Genomic DNA, 20,055 nt, shown 5'->3' on the forward strand with positions numbered 1-20,055 from the left:
GGACCTCTCCGAAGAGAGGTCCCGCCCTTCGTTTCGCCGTCGTGCGCGGCCGGCCTACGGCTCGAACTTGTAGCCCAGGCCGCGGACCGTCACCAGGTAGCGCGGAGCGCCCGGGTCCGGCTCGATCTTGGCGCGCAGACGCTTGACGTGGACGTCGAGGGTCTTGGTGTCACCGACGTAGTCGGCGCCCCAGACGCGGTCGATGAGCTGCATGCGGGTCAGGACGCGGCCGGCGTTGCGCAGCAGCATCTCCAGCAGGTCGAACTCCTTCAGCGGCAGGTCGATCTTGGTGCCGCCGACCGTGACCACGTGCCGGTCCACGTCCATGCGGACCGGGCCCGCCTCCAGGGCGGCCGGGGTGACCTCCTCCGGCTCGCCGCGGCGGCGCAGCACGGCCCGGATGCGCGCGACCAGCTCGCGCGAGGAGAACGGCTTGGTGACGTAGTCGTCGGCTCCTATCTCCAGCCCGACGACCTTGTCGATCTCGCTGTCCTTGGCGGTCACCATGATGACGGGGACGTTGGAGCGGCCGCGCAGCTGACGGCAGACCTCCGTGCCCGGCAGGCCGGGCAGCATCAGGTCGAGGAGGACGAGGTCGGCGCCGTTGCGCTCGAACTCGTCGAGTCCGTCGGGCCCGGTGGTCGCGACGGCGACCTCGAAGCCCTCCTTGCGGAGCATGTACGACAGGGCGTCGGAGAAGGACTCCTCGTCCTCGACGACGAGCACACGGGTCACGGAAGGACCTCCGGGGCGGGAAGCGTTTCGTACGCGTTCGATTCGGGGGATTCAGGGGTGTACCGCCCGGCCTCCACGTCGAGGCCCGCGCCTCCTGCGCGTGTCTCTCGGGCGGGCTGCTGATGGGCGCGATCGCGGGGCGCACCGGCCTCCGGCAGCCGCAGGGTGAAGGTGGAGCCCTGGCCTTCGGCGCTCCACACCGTGACCTCCCCGCCGTGCGAGGCGGCCACGTGCTTCACGATCGCCAGTCCCAGTCCTGTGCCGCCGGTGGCACGGGAGCGGGCCGGGTCGACGCGGTAGAAGCGCTCGAAGATGCGCTCCTTGTCCTTGTCGGAGATGCCGATGCCCTGGTCGGTGACGGCGATCTCGATGTGTTCCCCGCCGGGTGCGTTCACCCTGCGGGCCGCTATGCCGACGCGGGTGCGGGCGGGTGAGTAGTTGACGGCGTTCTCGACGAGGTTGCCCAGGGCGGCGGCGAGCTGGCCGCGGTTTCCCCAGACGTGCAGGTCGGCGGCGCCACCGGCGGCCATGGTGATCTGCTTGGCACCGGCCTGGTGCCGGCAGCGGTCGACGGCCTCGGCGACGAGCTCGTCGACCCGGACCGGCTCGGCGTCCTCCAGCGGGTCGTCGTTCTGCACCCGGGAGAGGTCGATGAGCTCCTGCACCAGGCTGGTGAGCCGGGTGGCCTCGATCTGCATGCGCCCGGCGAACCGCTCGACCGCCTCGGGGTCCTCGGAGGCGTCCATGACGGCCTCGGAGAGCAGCGAGAGGGCACCGACCGGCGTCTTCAGCTCATGGCTCACGTTGGCGACGAAGTCGCGCCGGACCGCCTCGATGCGGCGGGCCTCGGTCAGGTCCTCCACGAGCAGCAGCACCAGCCGGGAGCCGAGCGGCGCGACCCGCGCGGAGACGGCCAGGGCCTCTCCGCGTCCGGTGCCGCGCCGTGGCAGGTCCAGCTCGACCTGGCGTATCTCGCCGTCCCGCCTGGTGTCCCGGGCCATCTGCAGCATCGGCTCGACGGCGAGCTTGCCGCCGCGCACCAGGCCGAGGGCGTACGCCGCCGAGCTGGCCTTGACCACGGCGTCCGCCTCGTCGAGGACGACGGCGGACGATCGCAGGACCGACAGGACCGTGTCCACGCCGGGCGGAAGGACCGCGTCGGTGTGCAGGGAGCTGCGGGTGGGGCGCTTCTGCTCGCGCTCACTCCAGCGGAACGCGAGCATGGCGATGACGCCGGTGAGCACCCCGGCGATCGCTGCCGCTGCGGCGACCGCCGCGTTCACGTCCATGCACCCAGGTTAGGCATGGCTCGGGCACCCTCCACAGCCGTCGGGGTGCGAGCTCGAACACTCGTCGCCCAGAGTTCACCTTGGAGCCAGTATTGGTTCATTTGGGATGCCGGAAACGGACGCGTACAGGCCGGAACGTGGGAGCGTGGGGTTCGGACCGTTGGTAGTACGACGGTCGTACCGCCGGTTGTCCGGTGGACCCCGGCCCTTGGACCCCCGAGTGAAGACGTACGAGAGGGAAGCCTGATGCGGGACGCGTACCACGAGGAACTGGACTCGATCGGCGACGGTCTGGTGGAGATGGCCCGGCTGGTCGGGTCGGCGATCGGGCGCGCCACGACCGCCATGCTCGACTCCGACCTGAAGCTGGCCGAGAACGTCATCGAGGCCGACCAGAGGGTCGACGAGCTCCAGCACGACCTGGAGGCCCGGGCCATAGCCCTGCTGGCGCGGCAGCAGCCGGTGGCGACGGACCTGCGCATCGTCGTCACGTCGCTGCGCATGTCGGCCGATCTGGAGCGCTCGGGTGACCTCGCCCAGCACGTGGCGAAGCTCGCGCGCCTGCGCTACCCGGACCGCGCTGTCCCGAGCGACCTGCACGCCACGATCCTGGAGATGGGCCAGCTCGCGCAGCGCCTGATGGCGAAGGCCGCCGAGGTGATCATCACCAAGGATGTCGACCTGGCGCTCCAGCTGGAGCAGGACGACGACGAGATGGACCTGCTGCACCGCACGCTCTTCCAGCACCTGATGGACGACCGCTGGAAGCACGGCATCGAGACGGCCGTGGACGTCACGCTGCTCGGCCGCTACTACGAGCGGTTCGCCGACCACGCCGTGTCGGTAGCCAAGCGCGTGGTGTACCTGGTGACGGGCGAGCACGCGGACGAGCTCCAGACGGACGCGCAGCCGGAGATCCAGGCGGTGCCGGGGGCCGAGAGCGCCTGACGGGGCGGGTCGGTGCCGGGGGCCGGGAGCGCCTGACGGGGCGGGTCGGTGTCGGGGCCGGGAGCACTGGCGGCACCGGTCGGGGGCGGGGCCCGGGGACGGTCGGGGGCGGTCTGGGCGCGCGGGCGCCTCAGTGCGCCGTTGATGCGCCCAGCTGCCGGGGCATCCAATGGGCACAGGCACCAGCCTCGAGGAGGGACCCATGGCCGAATCCCCCAGCACCACGCCCGACCCCGCCCGGCAGCGTGAGACCGAACAGCCCGCCGAGATCAGGAGCCTGCCCCTGATCGCCGCGTGCGGCTGCGGCTCGGGCTGCGGCTGCGGCTGCCAGTCGGGCAGCCCCTGCCAGTGCGGCTGACGCCGACGCTTTGCCCGTACGACCTGTGGGGCCCCGGCCGTGTCGCCGGGGCCCCTCGGCGTGCGGCCCCGGGATCCGGGGTCGCCCGGGCGGCCGTACGGGCGGAGCATGAGAGGGAGGCAAGACGGCGCGGGCGAGCGCCGTGCCGGGAAGGAGACGCGAGGCATGCCCAAGTTCATGGATGTCCATCGCGGCATGGAAGGCATCACGGAGGAACAGCTGCGTGAAGCCCACAACGCGGACCTCGCGATAGAGAAGGACGAGCAGGTCCACTTCGAGATGGCCTGGGCGGACCCGGAGTCCGGCCATGTCTACTGCCTCTCCGAGGCCCCCTCGGCCGAAGCGGTCCAGCGCATCCACGAGCGCGCCGGGCACAAGGCGGACGAGGTGCACCCCGTGCCGTTGATCGTGCGGTGACGTACGGAGCGGTGATTGGGGTGCACTGATTGTGGTGCGCTGACGGGCGGTGAGGTCGATGTGCGGTGGGGTCGATGCGCGGCACGGGGCCCGTCAGCGGCGTAGGGCGGCGTTGAGGCGGGCCGCCTGACGGGTCAGGTGGTCGCGTTCGGCGAGGTGGGGAGCCTTCCGGGCCGCCTCGCTGTACAGGCGGGCCGCCGTGTCCAGGTCGCCGTCGCGTTCGTGGAGGTAGGCCGCCACCGCGGTGTGGCGGGGCAGCGAGTCGTCCAGGGCCGCGAGTGCCGCGAGGCCGGCACGCGGCCCGTCGGCCTCGCCGACGGCCACCGCGCGGTTGAGCCGCACGACCGGGCTGTCCGTCAGGCGCAGCAGCTCGTCGTACCACTCGACGATCTGCACCCAGTCGGTCTCCTCGGCGGTCGGCGCGTCGGCGTGCAGGGCCGCGATGGCGGCCTGCGCCTGGAACTCGCCCAGCCGGTCACGGGCGAGGGCCGCCTGGAGGATCGCGACGCCCTCGGCGATCAGACGCGTGTCCCACCGGCCGCGGTCCTGCTCGGCGAGCGGGACCAGGCTGCCGTCGGGCGCGGTACGGGCGGCGCGCCGGGCGTGGTGGAGCAGCATGAGGGCGAGCAGCCCGGCCACCTCGGGGTGGTCGATGCGGGCCGCGAGCTGCCGGGTGAGCCGGATGGCCTCGGCGGCGAGGTCGACGTCGCCGGAGTAACCCTCGTTGAAGACCAGGTAGAGCACGCGCAGCACGGTGGTGACATCGCCGGGCTGGTCGAACCGCACACCGGAGACGGTGCGCTTGGCCCGGCTGATGCGCTGCACCATGGTCGCCTCGGGGACGAGGTACGCCCGGGCGATCTGCCGGGTGGTGAGACCGCCGACGGCGCGCAGGGTGAGCGCGACCGCCGACGACGGCGTGAGCGAGGGGTGGGCGCACAGGAAGTAGAGCTGGAGTGTGTCGTCCACGTCGGGCGCCGGCCCGGGCGCCGGCTCCTCGACGACCAGGTCCTCACGCCGGCGGCGGGCGCTGTCCGCCCGCGTGTGGTCGAGGAACTTGCGCCAGGCGACGGTGACCAGCCAGCCCTTCGGGTCCCGAACGGGGTCTCCCTTGCCGGAGTCGGGCCGAGAGCCCGGGGAAGAGCCGGTCGGCCACACGCGCAGCGCCTCGATCAGCGCCTCCTGCACGGCGTCCTCGGCCGCCGCGAAGTCGGCTCCGCGGCGGACGAGGATCGTGAGCACGCTCGGGGTGAGGCGGCGGAGCAGTGCCTCGTCCATGAGTGGGTTCACTCCGTGATGGTGGGGTGCGCGGTCAGGAAGGGACGCACCTCGAGCCACTCGTGGATCGGCCTCCCGCCCGCCCCGGGGGCCGCCGACAGTTCCCCGGCCAGTTCGACGGCACGGTCGTAGCTGTCGACGTCGATGATCATCCAGCCGGCGATGAGGTCCTTGGTCTCCGCGAACGGGCCGTCGGTGACCGGCGGGCGCCCCTCACCGTCGTAGCGGACCCACGCTCCCTCGGGGGCGAGCGCCTGGCCGTCGACGAACTCGCCGGTCTTCTCGAGCCGGGCCGCGAAGTCGTTCATGTACTGCACGTGCGCCGAGATCTCCTCGGGCGCCCACTGGTCCATGGGCACGTTGTTCACCGGTGCCGGGGCGCCGCGGTAGTGCTTCAGCAGCAGGTACTTGGCCATCGTCGTCTCCTCGGTGCTGGTGCGACCCATCTTGGCCGCCTTCACCCCGGGGACGGAGCCGGACGCGGGTTCTCGACATCGCCGCCGAAGTTTTTTTCGGGTCTTTTTCCGACCCGCTGTCCGGCTCGGCGGCGCGTACGTCTCACTGCCCGACGCGACCGTCGATCCGTTCGCGCAGGAGATCGGCATGGTTGCAGTGCCGGTCGGACGAGGCGGTGCTCCTCCGGCTGGACTGAGGTGAGTGTGCCTCAGTACCGAGGCGGGCGGTTGGCGAGCCGGTAGATCAGGTACGTCAGGGCGAGGATGAAGTCCGTGACGGCCCACAGTCCGATCAGCAAGCCGACCCCGATCGTGGTCCCGACGTCGTTCGCGTCGTTGCACAGCTCCCGTTCGTCTCCCGTCAGTCCGCGGCATTCCGCGGGTGTCCCACCGGCGTTCGTCGCAGCCCAGATGACCCAGACCAGGAACAGGACTTGCACGGCGAGGAAGACCCACAGGAAGACACGGCGCCGCTTCCTCGGCGGGGGCGCGGCGCCGCCCTGATACGGAGGCGGGCCAGGGGGTGAGCCCTGAGGTGGAGGTCCCGGCCAGGCGTCCGGCGGCGGCATCGCCCCTTGAGGGTGGCGCGGGCGTGGACCCCATGTCTGCGGTTCCGAAGCGCGGTGCTTCCTGCTCATGACGCGCCTCCTTGCTGCTTCCTCCATGGTGCGCGCGAAGGGCCGGGGTCGCTCGCCGGTCATGCGAGAGCGGGCCTGCTCGCCGTGCCTGGGTGGGGCCGGTCACACGGAGTCCCGCGAGAACGGCATGCCTGGGCCACACCGTCCCTGGCCTGGCTCGGCGGGTGTACGCCAACCTCCTGCCGAGGAGGCCCGACCGCACCCGAAAAGCCATGGCTGCCTCGCCCGAGGGCACATACGCTCGCGTTCGCCGAGGCAGGAGGGCGAGATGTCCGACGAGGAGTCCACCGACTACTGCACGCTGCTCTGCGACGACCCGTCCCACGAGGTGGTGCTCGTCGACTGCGGGCCCTTCGAGATGCATGTGATCCTGGCGGTGCGCAAGGTGACCGGGCAGAGCTTGTGGCACAGCCGGGACCTGGCGCGCCAAGCGCCCGTCACCCTCCTTGGGGGTCTGTCTCCGGGCGAGGCTCAGTCCGCTGTCGCTGTGCTCCAAAGCGCCGGAGCCGGAGCGGAGTGGAGGCAGGAGCCGGAGCCCGGTGAGCGCACGGCCCCTTCGCCCTGACCGCTACCTGTTCAGGGGTCGGAGCGGCCTCGAACGGCCCGGAAACCGGGAGTTGCTCGTCGGCGCCGACCACCCGAACCGCTACGCGCCGGGGGCCCGGTACCGGACTTGCCCGGCTTTGGGCAGGGCCTCCATGGTTTCGTCGATGCTCAGGAGAACGGTCGTCTCGAACGAGCTGAGCGCGCCGCCTCCGCTGATCGCCAGGGCGACCGCGGCCATGGAGACGTTGTCGGGGGCCTCCCACAAGTTGTAGCCGTCGCGGGCGCCGAAGGCGTACCAGAAGCCGTGCAGCTTGCCGCCGACGGACTCGATGTACGACTGAGCGGCCTTCGCACGGTCCTCGGGGTGGTCGATGAGTCTCGCCCAAGTCTCCGGCGTATAGCTGAACCTCGACAGATAGAGCGGCACGATGTCTCCCTTTCGTCCCAGCAAGGGATGCCCCCGCGAGGTGCGACACGCCCCCGGGGCCGCGCGCATCTCCCTCGAATGGCCGGGATGACGACCGGCATGACCACTGCGTGAGCGACTCCGCCGCCCGACCATTTCTCACCGCCACTCCCCGCTGTTCCCCGACATCCGAGTCCGTCGCTCGCGCGTCGCCCCGGACGGCCCAAGCCCAACAAAAAGCCCCCTACCCGCGGACAACCCGCAGGCAGGGGGCTTCTTCAGCTCTGGTTACTTCTTCTTGCCCTGGGTGTTGTCGGGGATCTCGGTTAGCTGGGTTTTCGCTGGTCAGGGCGCGGTTCGTGAGCGGCTGGGTGGTCGTCATTGGTCGTCGTTGGCCACCGTTGAGCGGCCTCGGACGGCCCAGGGACGGCCCAGCCAGCGCCGTCATGAGCGCCGACTTACCGCGTTGCGCAGTACCTCGAACCAACCCAGGAGGAGCCACCGCAGCCACCAGAACCAGCCTCTCCGCCTACCTTGTGGCTGCGGTTCCGGACGCGCCGGCATGCGCGGAAGCCTGGGAGGAGTAGAGACACGTGGGCTTCGGTTTCGTCGGCCTCCACCACCGTGCAGATGGCAGTAGCCGTTCCGTCCGGCGGGGTTTCCGCACGCTCGCCCCTGCCGTGTCACCCCAGCGCAATGCCCCATGCAGGGAGTCTGGCAGAGCGTGCGCGGGCAGGGGCGGCTGTGGAGCAACTGCTGGCGAAGGCTGCTGAGTTCCGCATATGGAGCCATCAGCTTGGGAAGCTTGGGTCTTTTAGGGACGACTACCGCACTGACCTGTGGCGGAGCGCCGTCGGCACCTGGTGGGCGGTCGACTGGTTCCCCGGTGTTCCCGCGGTTCCCTCGATCTGGCACGGGTCTGGCACGGACTTCTTCGCCCCGAAGCCTCGGCTGAAGGGTTGCTGTCGAAGACTACTCCTCGTGAGGATTCATGTGGATCCAGCGTCCACCACCCTCGTGTCGCATCTCCATCCCCATGTAGGGCTGCCCGCGTCTGGCCGGGCTGGCGGGGGCCGTGTTGATCTCCCTCACCACGATCGCGCCGCTTGGGTGCACGGAGTAAGTGACCGTCAGCCGCCGATTGTCTGCATGCCGCCACACTCCGCTGCGGGTTTCCTCCTGAATGATCTTCAGTAACGCCTCGCTGACATCGACCTGGTGTCGCTTGGCCAACGCATCGAACTGCGCACGCGCCGTCTCGACGAAGATCAGATCTCTAATCACGCACTCTCCCCCATACGTGAAGTGCCCGCCCAGCTCGCGAGCATGAATGAACGTTAGGGGACGAAGGTGCGGAGCACCACGGGTTGTGGAAGTTGGCGGTCGTGCACTAAACGCCAAGGTGTCTGGACTGGTGCCGCTGGCTCCGGGACCCCTTCGTCCCGAAGCAACTCGGGCGGTAGTCGCGCCTTGGGTTGAAGTGCCCGTCACCTGCACTGGTGGTCCGCAGGCATCCGCGCTCGTCCGCCGGTGTTCGTCGGCGTTGTCACGCAGTTAGACACTCACGCCGGGCGGCCCGCACCGGCTCGGTCAATCGACCTCAGCGCGCTGCAAGGTCTCTCGGAGTGGACGACTGTTGTCATCTGTCGGCGTTGGCCGGTCTCGGCCGGCCCAGGGACGGCCCCAGGTTGGCGCCGGACCACGGCCCTCGACGCCAGCAGTGTCCCGTGCCAGAAGAGCGGGAGAGTACGCCTGTGGCTCCCATTCACACCGCCGCCGTCTGTCAGTACCCCGAGATAGTGTCCACCTGCGCGCGGCCAGCTTCCGAAATGTCCAGCTCTTCTCCTGTTCCCTGGGCGTCAGTCCGCCCCCACGCGCCTACCGCATGAGGACGCCGACCGCAGCGATCAAGAACCGTCACGGGCACCGGGTTCCACGAGTTCAACCTGAGTAACTCTTGGCAGAAATTGCGACAAGTCTTATAATTCCAGAATCTAACGGGGAGACTGAATGACGCTGGAAGAAAAATTGAGCGGCTGGACTGGTCCGTCCAGCGCAACGGAGCAGGATAAGCAAGACCGCACTGAGCGGATGATTCGTGAGGCAATCAAGGAACACGCCGCGTTCGACGGCTGCGACCTGAGTGTTTACGCTAAAGGATCTTACGCAAACAACACCAACGTCAAGGCTGATAGTGACGTTGATATCGCTGTGCAATGCGGTGAGGCTGTGTACTGGGACGAGGCAACCAAGGGTGCACATCCGCCGAGCGGGTCTTACGAGGGGATCTGGACGCCGGCAAAACTACGGGCAGAGTTGGAAACGGCACTGAAGGCTAAGTTTCCCAGTCAAGTCGACTCCTCGGGATCGACGGCATTCCGCATCCATTCCAGCAGCGCGAGGGTAGATGCCGATGTCGTGCCTTGCTTCGTCTACCAGTACTACTTTTCGTCGAGCAATTACCGAGAGGGCGCCAAGGTCTTCAAGAAGAACGGCAACTCTCTGGTGAACTATCCCAAGCAGCAGCTGGAGAATGGTCGGGCGAAGAACACCCGCAGTAAACAGTATTATAAAAAGGCTGTTCGGATCATGAAGCGTGTCGAGAACGCAATGGTGGCAGAAGGCATCCACCGCGAGGTTCCTTCATTCTTCGTTGAGTGTCTTGTGTACAACTGTCCAGACAGTGTCTTCCTTGAGGCAACTTGGATCAAAACGGTTGAAGGCATCATTCTGCACATCTGGCAGGAGCTTGAGGGCGATGAGCCGTCCATAGAATCGGAGCGATGGCTAGAGGTAAGCGAATGCAAGTATCTCTTCCACGGCGCTCAGGACTGGAGCCGTCAGGACGGACGTGACTTCGTGAAAGCTGCTTGGAACTATCTGGGATACGCCTCATGAAAAAGACGATCGCCATACGCGTCATCGTTGGGGTAGTCGTCGGAATCTTCATGGTTAGCGCATGGGTGCATGACGGGAAGCCTGATTGGAGCACGCTCAAGCTCTTTTCGACTGCCGTCTTTGCGTGCACGGTCTTGTTCAACGTATGGGATTTCTGGCTATGGCGACTTACTTGGATTCAGAAAATCCCGGGAGTGGGAATCCCGCGTAGCCTCCGTGGGACTTGGAAGGGGACTCTCACGTCTTTCTGGGTTGATCCGGCAACTGGAAGTAGCCCATCGCCGAAAACTGTCTACCTTGTGGTGCAACAGACCGCCTCAATGGTTTCTATAAAGCTGATGACTGACGAGTCGAAGTCCACATCCGCCTTGGCCAATGTGTCGGAGGTCGATGGGTCTGTCATGTTGACCTATATGTATCTCAACAAGCCTGATTTGCGTGTCGAGCACCGCAGCCGAATTCACCATGGATCAACCGTGTTTGATGTATCAGGCAATCCGGCGAGGCGCCTGAAGGGCCACTACTGGACCGACCGCGACAGCAAGGGCGAGCTGGATTTTGTGGAGCGGGATAAGAAGAACCTAGCAGATGACTTCGCCGAGGCGGCTGAACTCTTCAGAGAGACCGCCTGAGGCCGGGCACCGTTAAGTTGCGGTTATTGTGCATTGAGGAGTGAATGGATCATGGGGGAAGGACTTTACATCAGACAGTTCATGTGGGCCTATCAACCCCACTTCAGAATCTCGGTAAAGGTTCGAGTCGAGATGGCCCTTGAAGCAATCGGCTTCGCTGGGAATCCTGATGTGGTACTCGTTGGCTTCAAGGCTGCTGGTGAACATGAATTTGATGTATGCATTGAGCCTGAAGATGGCCCCTACTCGCCCGATGAATTGGCGCAGGTAAGGCGAAGAGCGGCCGAGCTGTACGCAAGTCATCCAGATCGCAATATGATCCACAGCGTCGCTCATGTGCATGAACAGCGCCATCAGGAGCTACGCGACAGGATGCGTGCAAAAGCACTGGAAGAAGCCTTTGAGGCGATGCCGCGAGAGCAAGGGAGAAAATTCTTTGCGAGTGGATCAATCCGAGTGGGTGACTACGAAGTACACACGGTTATAAGCGTCGATGAGGCCGCTCTCAACAAAGTTCCTCAGATTAAGACTGAAGAACGCGACCGCTTCCATGTGTATCAGTCGTTGGTGCATGCTGTAATTCGAGAGGTCCTTGGACGTTCAGCCCGAGTTCTCTATATTCCTGGTGCGGGCTCAGGTTCTTTGCCGGAGAGCGGGGACGAGATTGTAAGGAGTGCCACTGAATCAATGGTCCGCTCCATGCTGTATTGCGCTGGTTTTTGGTTTGGTAGCGAGAACCATTTGCTGATGAGCGGTCTCTCTGCTCTGCCTTATGAGGGGCGGCCGGGAGCGGGGCGACTCGTCATCGCGCAGCAGGATGATCCAGCTATTGAAGTGTTCCTCAGACTTAAGCACCCAGTGAAGATGCGTAACGTGCCGGCCGTGCGAAAGCTTCTTGAGGCCAGCGGATCTCAATCGGACCTGCTGTCAGACGGCGACAGTGTCTACGGACTTGGGGTGGTGAAGCCTGACTATGACGCTGATAGCGAAACGGTGTTTTCCGTCAGCTTCACAGCACGTGGCGTTTGGGAGTTCTCGCATGCGGGTAAAGCGCTATTGATTGTGCGGGACGGCATTCCGCATTTGCCGACGCCTATGCTTGATGAAGATTATTTGGCAGATCTCGTGAGTCGCCTCTTTTCTGAAGCCGACCAGGATGCACTACGGGAAGCTGCACAAGCCGCCAGCAGCCATAGGCATGGGGCGATGCTTATCATCTCGGGTGATGCTGCGGGCGAAGCTGAACGCCTATCGCCACAGTCATGGTCAATCGAGCCGACTCGGCTAACTTCCCAGCTGTTGACGCAGCTGACAGACATGGATGGAGCGGTGCTCGTTGACCCGCAAGGTCGATGTCATGCGATCGGCGTAATTCTCGATGGCACTGCACATGGCAGAGGCGATCCAGCTCGCGGCAGTCGCTTCAACAATGCCGTTCGATACCTCGACAGTGAGCGCCCCCCGGCGATCGTAATCGTCTACAGCTCGGACGGTGTAATCAATATCTTGCCGCAATTGCATCCACGCATCGAAAAGCAGATCGTGATGGAGGCTGTTGAACGGTATTTTGCTGTTGCCTCGGCAGAGTCGCTCAATATCAAGGAGTGTAACGAGACTTGGGATACAGTGAAATCGTTTCGTTTCTACTTGTCGGGTGCTCAATGCGAAGCCTTGAATCGCGCCCGGGTGCGAGTGGACGAATGGGAAAAGCAGAGCCGGAACCTGCGAATTATCAAGTCAGACCTTGAGTCCGATCCAGAGATGAATGATTCGTACTGGCTGTGACCGTTGCTGATCTGCGGGTACGTTACGGCCGTGTGATGTCGGTGCGACGCACTAAGCTGTATGACCATGGACAAGCGGTTGAGGTGGTTCGATGAGGGTGCGCCCAAGCTGCGACAGGTACTTGAACGGCTCGGCCTAGGCGACGTACTCCCCGCAGGTCAGGACTTCTACGCTTGCCCTTGCTGCTTGGTGGCGTACCCCCGCGAAGCGGTATCCGCTGGCCTCTTGACCATCGAGGATGTGCCTCCAAAGAGTGTCGGTGGGCGCCCCCTCTTGCTGACGTGTAAACGCTGCAACAACACCGCCGGCGCGGACTTCGACTCACACGCAGCAACCCGGGCTGACGCCGAGGACTTCATGCGTGGCAGGGTGACTGGCCGCCCGCTGCCGGTGACATCCCACGTCGACGGCATTCCGCTCAGGGGCACCGCTCAGTGGACCGAAAGCGGCGTCCAGATTTTTGGGATTCCGAAGCAAAACGATCCCAAGGTGCAAGCCGCGCACATCGAGGCCCTCGATGCATACGTTGAGAGTGGGAATCCGAGGCCTAATCACTCATTCACGATCCACACACGCTTTGACGAAACCCGCGCGCGCATCTCTTGGATTCGCGCAGCGTACTTGGCGGCCTTCGCGGCACTGGGGTGGAGCTACATCTTCCGCGGTGTTATGGAGCCGTACAGGAAGCAGCTCCAGCAGCCGGACATAAGCGTTGCGCAGGCGTACATCCTTCGTGACTCCAATGCGCCTTCTGAAGAGCGCCGAGTCCTATTGGTGGATCATCCCGATGAGCTGCGATGTGTAGCCGTTGTTATGGGCGAGCACACGGTGTTCTTGCCTAGCATCTTCCGGCCCATGACATGCGATGAGCTAGCGGATGCCTTCGCAAGTAAGCGTGCCGAAGGTGATCGGCTCAGTGTCAGCATGGACGGGAAAAAGGTTCCGTGGCCGAGATGGGCTACCTATTTTCTGGACTAGTCATGCCCCTACCTAGGTGTGGACCGATATGGCAAGTTGTAGATTCCAATTAAAAAAGCCTGCTCCACCGAGCAGGCGTGGCTCAGGCCGCTAAGGCGAGCCGAGAGAACAAGAGAGGATCCAACACAGGCCGGGTATGGCCGGGCGTCGTCGCTGGCAGCGACGAATCGCCCAGCCAGCTACGTACAGACGGCCTTAGCTCAGGTGCGGCCCACTGGGTCACCTCCGTGTTCTCAAGGGAACCTCCCGAACCGAGGTCGGTGGAGCGGCTTTGGGGTGGCGTTGCTTTGGCGCGAGTGATCATGGCCCCGTAAGCTTCTGGCGCGTCGGGCAGTCTGTGGACCTCCCCGGTAAAGCACGACGTTGGGGCCATGATCTTCGAGGCTCGCGCCAAAGTGGCTCCGTAAAGCCGCGGAGCCGACCGCCCCAGCCACGACGTACCCCTTTCTCTGGCATCAGGCGGCTGATTGCTGTGTGCGCGGCACGGGCGCCGGCCGGGCTGGAGCGGGGCGGAGACAAGAGCGCAGGCTCGGCCGGGGGCCGTGCCGCGCGCGGTGAGCGGAGCGAGCCGCCTTGAACCAGTAGAAAAAGTTGTAACTCAGTCTGTGGTGAGGGGTTGTCTAGGGCCCACCGTCAAGCATCAGCTGGGACCAGAACGTCAAGCATCACCTAGGACTAGACACTGTGGTGTGAGGCTTGAAGTTGTGTGCGCAGTCTGGGAGATCGACGCCTTGACGGTGGGCCAACGGCAGGAAGGTGACTGGCCTGATCGCCCATGTGATGCGGGTGTCGGCGTGGGTCACGGAGACTTCGCAAGGTTCCCTGCGCAAGAGGGCTTGTCGGGTATCGATGCGGCCGTTGTAGAGCCAGCCCCAGGCCTTGTCGCAGGCGTCGCTGTCGAGCGCTGGCGAGATGGTGCGCAGGGCGACCGCTACCCACCTGTCTGCCTGCGGTGCCGAGTAGGCGTCGAACGATGCGTGCAGTACCCGTTCCCTCTGGGGGAGGTCTTCGGTCCAGCACTCGCACCAGTAGCCGCGCGGGAGTTCGGTCACGAGGTCTCTCCCGGTGGGTAGGCCACGAGCACATAGCGGGTGTTCTCGTCGTGCAGGGTGAGTTGGTAGGCGGTTTCCTCGGTGAGGTAGGCGAGTGCGCGTTCGTGTTCGGGCTCGTCGTTCAACCAGTGGCGTCCTGGCTGGCCGTACGCCGCGTCGAGTTGGTCGGTGACGTTCTTCGTCCGCTCGCGCAGCCAGCGCAGTGCAAGGCGCGGGCTCGCTGTGTTGTGCGCTCCGAGGGGGATGGAGCGAGTCTCGTACGCGGGGTATGCCACTGCCCAGCAGCGGTACCAAGTGCTGTCTTCTGCTGCGGCTAAGCGTTCGTGAGAGGCCGTGGTCACCATGCGCTCCCTCCCGGTCGCGCTACCGCGAAGAGTTCCGCGGTGATCGTGTGGCGGCCTGGCTGTTGTGGACCACGACCCGGTGCGCGAGTGCGGTGACCATGCCGAGTTCTCGGCCGTGTTCGGAGTCCTGGTCCTGGTGCTCGATCTTGGGGGACGTTCCGGTGCCTCCGGCGTCCGTGACGGACAGTGCGATGACCTGCGGGGAGACAGCCAAGGCCAGGTGGAAGCTGCCGGATGCCGTGCCGCTAGCCGTATGGATGTTCGAGCTGCCCAGCGTCGAGACGGTCTACCAGTGGCAATGGAAGCGGACCGGCCCTCGTGGCTTCCGTGTTGGCCGGCATCTCCGCTTCGACCCGGCCGATGTGCTGGCCTGGGTGGACTCCCGGCGTGAAGGGGTGGCCGCCTGATGGCCGGACACATCCAAGACCGCTGGTACAAGACAGAGGTCGGCGCGGACGGTAAGACCCGCAAGGTGAAGACCGAGCGTTACGGCTCGGACATGCGCTACCGGGCCCGGTACGTGGGGCCCGACGGGACGGAGAAGTCGAAGAGCTTCCCGGATCGGCAAAAGCGGCTCGCTGACCAGTGGCTGGCGCACACCGAGGCGGACATGGCGCGGGGGCAGTACATCGACCCGCGCGCGGCCAGGATCACCTTCCAGCAGTACGCCGAGGAGTGGGTCACGCACGCGTCCGACCCGAACACGCAGGCGTCGATGGAGTCGCAGCTTCGGTTGCACGCGTACCCGTACCTCAGTACGCGGCCTCTCGGTTCCTTCCAGCCTGCGCACATCCGCGACTGGCTGAGGCGGCTCAAGGAGAACGGGGTCCATGGGTCGTACGCCCGGACGATCTACTCCAACGTGCGCGCGGCGCTCAGTGCCGCCGTGGACGACGGGCACCTTCCCCGGAATCCCTGCGCCGCTCGGTCCGTACGGCCGCCGACCGTGGACGACAGACGGGTCACCCCGTGGACGCCAGAACGTGTCTTCGCCGTCCGGGCCGGCATGCCTGAGCGCTTCCAGGCCATGGTCGACCTTGGCGCCGGATGCGGGCTGCGACAGGGCGAAATCCTGGGCGTCGCGGTCGACGCGATCGACTTCGAGGCGGGCACGCTGCACGTTGTCCAGCAACTGAAGCTGAGCCGTAGCAAGGCGGTGTTCGCGCCGCCGAAGGGCGGCAAGCTGCGAGATGTGCCGCTTCCCAAGCCGGTTGGCGATGCGCTCCGGCTGCACATGAAGCGATTCCCGCCGGTCGAGATCACCTTGCCGTGGAAGGTGGCCGACGGGCCTTCGGTGACCAAGCGGCTGATCTTCACCGGGCCTCGTGGCGGGCATGTCTGTCGTACGTCCCTCAACGAGGAAGTGTGGAAGCGGGCGCTCGCTGCAGCCGGGGTCATCCCCGAGCGGCAGCCCGGTAAGTCGTACGTCGAGTCTCGTGAGAACGGCATGCACGCCCTTCGGCACTTCTACGCTTCGGTGCTCCTTGACGCTGGGGAGAACATCAAGGCCCTGGCCGAGTACCTCGGCCACTCGGATGCCGGGCTGACGCTTCGGGTCTACGCGCACCTCATGCCGTCAAGCCAGGAGCGCACCCGGAAGGCGATCGCGGGCACCTACGAGACGAGCAATGCGCTCGCAGATCAGATAAGGAATCCGTAATGCCGAGCCGCCTAACCAGTTATGCCTAACCAGTTATGCCAAACCAGTAAAGACGAACCAGTAATGCCGCTGAGCGAAGCCGTAAAGCCGATCGGCGCCGCTAAGCGGTTAACCAGATCCCTACCCCTTACCAGGAGCAGGAGCGGGGACCCTGCTGGCACACAGCAACGGTGGCGACGCTCCTGGAGAGCGAGGTGGGACGAGGCAACAAGACCGACGAGGCGACACGGGACGCCTCTGAAAAGATTGGAAAGTTTGGGAAGTCTTCCAAGGTTTTCGGAGCGCTCCGACTGTCCACGATCGCGGACAATCTGTCCATCCAAACGGACAAGGGGACGCCTAGCTGTGCGTTTGGTTCACGCGTGATGGCTATGGGAAAGTTTCCGCAGCATGCGAATGCCGCCCGGTCCGGGGCGGCATTCGCTTCCATTTCTGCGCTCGGAAACCCTAGCCAGGAACCGATCACACATGGAGGCCACATGGTCCCACGCGCAGGTGTCACCGTCGACATCTGTCCCCGCGACCTGCCGATCGCGCTCATCGGCACGGCCGGCGGTGCACTCGCCCTCTGGGCCAGCGCCCCCGCCGAGATCGTCATCCCGACGGCTCTGCTGATCGCCCTCGACATCCGCATCCGCCGCTGGCGCCGACGCCCCTGACGGCCCGATCCAGCAGCTGACGGGCCAGGCCGAAGGCAGCGGAAAGCCCCCCACCCGCAGGGAAACCGCAGGTGGGGGGCTTTTCGGCGTCGCGTTACTTCTTCTTGCCCTGGTTCTTGACCGCCTCGATGGCCGCTGCTGCCGCCTGCGGGTCCAGGTACGTGCCGCCCGGGTTCAGGGGCTTGAACTCGGCGTCCAGTTCGTAGGAGAGCGGGATGCCCGTCGGGATGTTGAGGCCCGCGATGTCCGCGTCGGAGATGCCGTCCAGGTGCTTGACCAGGGCGCGGAGCGAGTTGCCGTGGGCCGCGACCAGGACCGTGCGGCCGGTCAGCAGGTCGGGGACGATCGCGTCGAACCAGTACGGGAGCATGCGGACGACGACGTCCTTCAGGCACTCCGTGCGCGGGCGCAGCTCCGGCGGCAGGGTCGCGTAGCGCGGGTCGGCGAACTGGGAGTACTCGGCGTCGATGTCCAGCGGCGGCGGCGGGGTGTCGTACGAGCGGCGCCACAGCATGAACTGCTCCTCGCCGAACTCGGCGAGGGTCTGCGCCTTGTCCTTGCCCTGAAGGGCGCCGTAGTGGCGCTCGTTCAGGCGCCACGAACGGTGAACCGGGATCCAGTGGCGGTCCGCGGCCTCCAGGGCCAGCTGGGCCGTGCGGATCGCCCGCTTCTGAAGGGAGGTGTGGACCACGTCGGGCAGGAGATCGGCGTCCTTCAGGAGCTCGCCACCGCGGACTGCCTCCTTCTCGCCCTTCTCGTTGAGGTTCACGTCCACCCAGCCGGTGAACAGGTTCTTCGCGTTCCACTCGCTCTCGCCGTGGCGGAGGAGGATCAGCTTGTACGGTGCGTCGGCCATGCCTCAGAGCGTAATCCACGCTTTCGCCCGTTCGCGTGGCTGCCCGGCTGGCGGACGTTTGACGGGATCTGTTAATCGAGTGGCTTCCGGCGACCGGCGGCTTGTAATTTGCGCTAGCAGCCTGCGCTGCTTACACGCGCCGGCTTCGAGCAGTGCCGACACTTGTCACCTCCGGGGGGATCCATGCCGTACGCCCTGCGTGCCCGACGTGCCGTCCGGGAGACGGTCTCCGGTCTACCCCGTGAGTTCTGGTGGTTGTGGACCAGCACGCTGGTCAACCGGCTCGGCGCCTTCGTCGCCACCTTCATGGCGCTGTACCTGACGGTCGACCGTGGCTACTCCGCCACCTACGCCGGTCTCGTCGCCTCCCTGCACGGGCTCGGCGGGGTGATCTCCTCGCTGGGCGGCGGCGTGATGACCGACCGGCTGGGCCGGCGGCCGACCCTGCTGATCGCGCAGGCCTCGACCGCCGTGTCCGTCGCGCTGCTGGGTTTCGTGCGCGACCCGGTCGCGATCGCCGGGGTCGCCTTCCTCGTCGGCATGGCGAGCAACGCCTCGCGGCCCGCCGTGCAGGCGATGATGGCCGACATCGTCCGGCCCGAGGACCGGATCCGGGCCTTCTCCCTCAACTACTGGGCCATCAACCTCGGGTTCGCCGTCTCCTCCATGGCCGCCGGGTTCATCGCCGAGGTCAGCTACCGCGCCGGGTTCCTGATCGAGGCGGGGATGACGATGCTCTGCGCGATCCTCGTCTTCCTGCGGCTGCCGGAGTCCAAGCCCGCCGAGACGACGGTGACGGCGGGCGTGCGGGAGGACTCCGTGAGCCTGCGGACCGTCCTGCGTGACGGGCGGTTCATGAGCGTCGTCGGACTGTCCTTCCTCGTCGCGCTGATCTTCCAGCAGGGGTCGGTGGGGCTGCCGGTGGCGATGGGCGAGGCCGGTTTCGCCCCGGCCGAGTACGGCATGGCGATCGCCGTGAACGGCGTGCTGATCGTCGTCCTCCAGATCCCGGTCACCCGCTTCATCGAACACCGGGATCCGCGTCGGCTGCTGGTCGTCTCGTCCGTCCTCGCGGGGTACGGCTTCGCGCTCACGGCCTTCGCGGGGTCGGTGGGGGTCATCGCGCTCACGGTGTGCGTGTGGACGCTCGCGGAGATCGTCAACGCGCCGACCCAGACGGGTCTCGTCGTACGGCTGTCGCCCGTGCAGGGACGCGGGCGCTACCAGGGCATGTACACGATGTCCTGGTCGGTGGCCGCGCTCGTCGCTCCGCTGCTGTCCGGGGTCGTCATCGACCGGTTCGGGGCGGAGTGGCTGTGGGGGTTGTGCGCCGTGGTCGGGACGGTGGCCGGTGCGGGGTACGCCGTGCTGATGCGGCAGCTTCCCGGGGAGGGCAAGGAGGACACGGTGATCGAGCCCCCGGTGGGGGTGCGGCCGCAGCCGGAGGTCGGGGCGGGGTGATGAGGAGGAGCGGGAGTCACTCACTGCGGTGACGCCCCTCGCCCCGACGCGACGGTGGCCCCGGCTCGCCACATCGGTCACATCGGCAGGGAGTACAGCCGCACTCGCCCCGACGGCCAGCGCGCCTGGTCGCGCAGGGGCGTCACCATCGTGCGCAGCGGCATGGTGACCACCCTGGAACCTGGTTGTTCGACGCGTACCTCCGTGTCGAGCGGGTGCCATCCCAGGCGCTGGTACAGGGGCACGAGGGGAGGCCGGCAGAACAGGAGCGCGTGCCGAGGGCCTCGCGCCCGAGCGTGGTCGAGGGCCGCCGACAGCACGAGCCGGGCCAGGCCCCGGCCCCGTACGTCGGGTGCCACGGCCACTCCTCCCACGCCCATCACCTCGGTCTCGACGTCCCCGATCGCGACGGGCAGCCGCAGCAGACCGGCGTGTGCCACCAGGCGGCCGTCGAGCCGGACGCCGAAGTGTTCCTCCTTGGGAAGCCAGGTCAGGCCGGCCCCGGCCACGCCGAAGGGGTCGTCGCCGGTGCCTAGGATCTCGTCCTGGTCGGTCTTCGTGTAGCGGGAGAGCCGTGTGACGGCCGGGGCCGGGGCGGGCTGGTTCGCAGACATGGCGGCCATCATGGTCCGGGGACGCGCGGCCGGCGCTGGCAGGTCA

Annotated in this window: 23 protein-coding genes and 1 pseudogene; 12 read left to right on the forward strand and 12 right to left on the reverse strand. The window is 66.2% G+C overall.

Going from position 1 to position 20,055, the window contains the following annotated elements:
• Positions 1–54: 54 nt before the first annotated feature.
• Complete coding sequence (locus AB0I06_RS18625; RefSeq protein ID WP_030243122.1) at positions 55–735, reverse strand: response regulator transcription factor; 681 nt, start codon at positions 733–735, stop codon at positions 55–57.
• On the reverse strand, positions 732–2,024 hold the full coding sequence (locus tag AB0I06_RS18630) for an ATP-binding protein (RefSeq protein ID WP_363119894.1): 1,293 nt from the start codon (positions 2,022–2,024) through the stop codon (positions 732–734). The genes AB0I06_RS18625 and AB0I06_RS18630 overlap by 4 nt, the downstream gene beginning before the upstream one ends.
• A 246-nt stretch (positions 2,025–2,270) precedes the next feature.
• Between AB0I06_RS18630 and phoU the strand changes: the two genes are divergently transcribed.
• The 3 genes from phoU (at position 2,271) to AB0I06_RS18645 (ending at position 3,747) form a co-directional block, all read left to right on the forward strand.
• Positions 2,271–2,972: a phosphate signaling complex protein PhoU gene (gene phoU / locus AB0I06_RS18635; protein ID WP_363119895.1), complete on the forward strand. Its 702-nt coding sequence runs from the start codon at positions 2,271–2,273 to the stop codon at positions 2,970–2,972.
• Positions 2,973–3,174: 202 nt separating this feature from the next.
• Positions 3,175–3,330: a hypothetical protein gene (locus AB0I06_RS18640; protein ID WP_167345925.1), complete on the forward strand. Its 156-nt coding sequence runs from the start codon at positions 3,175–3,177 to the stop codon at positions 3,328–3,330.
• Between the two features lie 165 nt (positions 3,331–3,495).
• A complete protein-coding gene (locus AB0I06_RS18645) occupies positions 3,496–3,747 on the forward strand; it encodes an SCO4226 family nickel-binding protein (protein ID WP_363119896.1) in 252 nt (83 codons plus the stop codon).
• 93 nt (positions 3,748–3,840) lie between these two features.
• Here AB0I06_RS18645 and AB0I06_RS18650 read toward each other — a convergent pair whose 3' ends face one another.
• From AB0I06_RS18650 to AB0I06_RS18660, 3 genes are all read right to left on the reverse strand, one after another.
• Positions 3,841–5,025, reverse strand: a complete 1,185-nt coding sequence (locus tag AB0I06_RS18650; RefSeq protein WP_363120001.1) for a DUF6596 domain-containing protein — start codon at positions 5,023–5,025, stop codon at positions 3,841–3,843.
• Positions 5,026–5,033: 8 nt separating this feature from the next.
• Positions 5,034–5,441 carry a YciI family protein gene (locus AB0I06_RS18655; protein WP_363120002.1) on the reverse strand — a complete coding sequence of 136 codons (408 nt, stop codon included), beginning with the start codon at positions 5,439–5,441 and terminating at the stop codon, positions 5,034–5,036.
• 248 nt (positions 5,442–5,689) lie between these two features.
• Positions 5,690–5,920, reverse strand: a complete 231-nt coding sequence (locus AB0I06_RS18660; RefSeq protein ID WP_363119897.1) for a hypothetical protein — start codon at positions 5,918–5,920, stop codon at positions 5,690–5,692.
• A gap of 466 nt (positions 5,921–6,386) precedes the next feature.
• Here AB0I06_RS18660 and AB0I06_RS18665 point away from each other — a divergent pair, with 466 nt between their 5' ends.
• Complete coding sequence (locus tag AB0I06_RS18665) at positions 6,387–6,683, forward strand: ribosomal protein L7/L12 (protein ID WP_363119898.1); 297 nt, start codon at positions 6,387–6,389, stop codon at positions 6,681–6,683.
• A gap of 81 nt (positions 6,684–6,764) precedes the next feature.
• On the opposite strand, the gene AB0I06_RS18670 is transcribed toward AB0I06_RS18665, so the two are convergent.
• Positions 6,765–7,091 carry a GYD domain-containing protein gene (locus tag AB0I06_RS18670; protein ID WP_363119899.1) on the reverse strand — a complete coding sequence of 109 codons (327 nt, stop codon included), beginning with the start codon at positions 7,089–7,091 and terminating at the stop codon, positions 6,765–6,767.
• A 951-nt stretch (positions 7,092–8,042) separates the two neighbouring features.
• A complete protein-coding gene (locus AB0I06_RS18675; RefSeq protein WP_363119900.1) occupies positions 8,043–8,354 on the reverse strand; it encodes a hypothetical protein in 312 nt (103 codons plus the stop codon).
• A gap of 726 nt (positions 8,355–9,080) precedes the next feature.
• Between AB0I06_RS18675 and AB0I06_RS18680 the strand changes: the two genes are divergently transcribed.
• Genes AB0I06_RS18680 through AB0I06_RS18695 form a run of 4 tightly spaced genes read left to right on the forward strand, consistent with a single transcriptional unit; the run spans position 9,081 to position 13,363 of the window.
• Positions 9,081–9,968, forward strand: coding sequence for a nucleotidyltransferase (locus AB0I06_RS18680; RefSeq protein WP_363119901.1), 888 nt, complete (start codon positions 9,081–9,083; stop codon positions 9,966–9,968).
• Positions 9,965–10,600, forward strand: coding sequence for a hypothetical protein (locus AB0I06_RS18685; RefSeq protein WP_363119902.1), 636 nt, complete (start codon positions 9,965–9,967; stop codon positions 10,598–10,600). The genes AB0I06_RS18680 and AB0I06_RS18685 overlap by 4 nt, the downstream gene beginning before the upstream one ends.
• Before the next feature lie 51 nt (positions 10,601–10,651).
• Positions 10,652–12,385 carry a diadenylate cyclase gene (locus AB0I06_RS18690; protein WP_363119903.1) on the forward strand — a complete coding sequence of 578 codons (1,734 nt, stop codon included), beginning with the start codon at positions 10,652–10,654 and terminating at the stop codon, positions 12,383–12,385.
• A gap of 60 nt (positions 12,386–12,445) precedes the next feature.
• Positions 12,446–13,363, forward strand: a complete 918-nt coding sequence (locus AB0I06_RS18695; RefSeq protein ID WP_363119904.1) for a hypothetical protein — start codon at positions 12,446–12,448, stop codon at positions 13,361–13,363.
• A gap of 665 nt (positions 13,364–14,028) precedes the next feature.
• Here the strand turns inward: AB0I06_RS18695 and AB0I06_RS18700 are convergent.
• The 3 genes and pseudogenes from AB0I06_RS18700 to AB0I06_RS18710 form a co-directional block, all read right to left on the reverse strand.
• A complete protein-coding gene (locus AB0I06_RS18700; RefSeq protein ID WP_363119905.1) occupies positions 14,029–14,415 on the reverse strand; it encodes a hypothetical protein in 387 nt (128 codons plus the stop codon).
• A complete protein-coding gene (locus AB0I06_RS18705) occupies positions 14,412–14,690 on the reverse strand; it encodes a hypothetical protein (RefSeq protein WP_363119906.1) in 279 nt (92 codons plus the stop codon). The genes AB0I06_RS18700 and AB0I06_RS18705 overlap by 4 nt, the downstream gene beginning before the upstream one ends.
• A gap of 62 nt (positions 14,691–14,752) precedes the next feature.
• Positions 14,753–15,042: pseudogene (locus AB0I06_RS18710) on the reverse strand (ATP-binding protein); the annotation flags it as partial.
• On the opposite strand from AB0I06_RS18710, the gene AB0I06_RS18715 reads away from it, so the two are divergent.
• The 3 genes from AB0I06_RS18715 (at position 14,951) to AB0I06_RS18725 (ending at position 17,078) form a co-directional block, all read left to right on the forward strand.
• On the forward strand, positions 14,951–15,166 hold the full coding sequence (locus AB0I06_RS18715; RefSeq protein WP_363120003.1) for a DNA-binding protein: 216 nt from the start codon (positions 14,951–14,953) through the stop codon (positions 15,164–15,166). The pseudogene AB0I06_RS18710 and the gene AB0I06_RS18715 overlap by 92 nt on opposite strands.
• Entirely contained in the window at positions 15,166–16,419 is a 1,254-nt protein-coding gene (locus tag AB0I06_RS18720) for a tyrosine-type recombinase/integrase (RefSeq protein ID WP_363119907.1), read from the forward strand. The genes AB0I06_RS18715 and AB0I06_RS18720 overlap by 1 nt, the downstream gene beginning before the upstream one ends.
• A gap of 479 nt (positions 16,420–16,898) precedes the next feature.
• The gene (locus AB0I06_RS18725; RefSeq protein ID WP_031113743.1) at positions 16,899–17,078 is read left to right on the forward strand and encodes a hypothetical protein; all 180 of its coding nucleotides are present in this window, start codon (positions 16,899–16,901) and stop codon (positions 17,076–17,078) included.
• A gap of 94 nt (positions 17,079–17,172) precedes the next feature.
• Here AB0I06_RS18725 and AB0I06_RS18730 read toward each other — a convergent pair whose 3' ends face one another.
• A complete protein-coding gene (locus tag AB0I06_RS18730) occupies positions 17,173–17,934 on the reverse strand; it encodes a phosphoglyceromutase (RefSeq protein ID WP_363119908.1) in 762 nt (253 codons plus the stop codon).
• A gap of 183 nt (positions 17,935–18,117) precedes the next feature.
• Here AB0I06_RS18730 and AB0I06_RS18735 point away from each other — a divergent pair, with 183 nt between their 5' ends.
• Positions 18,118–19,395 (forward strand): MFS transporter, encoded by a 1,278-nt coding sequence (locus AB0I06_RS18735; RefSeq protein WP_363119909.1) that lies wholly within the window; start codon positions 18,118–18,120, stop codon positions 19,393–19,395.
• Positions 19,396–19,472: 77 nt separating this feature from the next.
• On the opposite strand, the gene AB0I06_RS18740 is transcribed toward AB0I06_RS18735, so the two are convergent.
• Positions 19,473–20,009 carry a GNAT family N-acetyltransferase gene (locus AB0I06_RS18740; RefSeq protein ID WP_363119910.1) on the reverse strand — a complete coding sequence of 179 codons (537 nt, stop codon included), beginning with the start codon at positions 20,007–20,009 and terminating at the stop codon, positions 19,473–19,475.
• Positions 20,010–20,055 lie beyond the last annotated feature (46 nt).

This window comes from Streptomyces sp. NPDC050674 (assembly GCF_040654575.1).
Classification (GTDB): domain Bacteria; phylum Actinomycetota; class Actinomycetes; order Streptomycetales; family Streptomycetaceae; genus Streptomyces.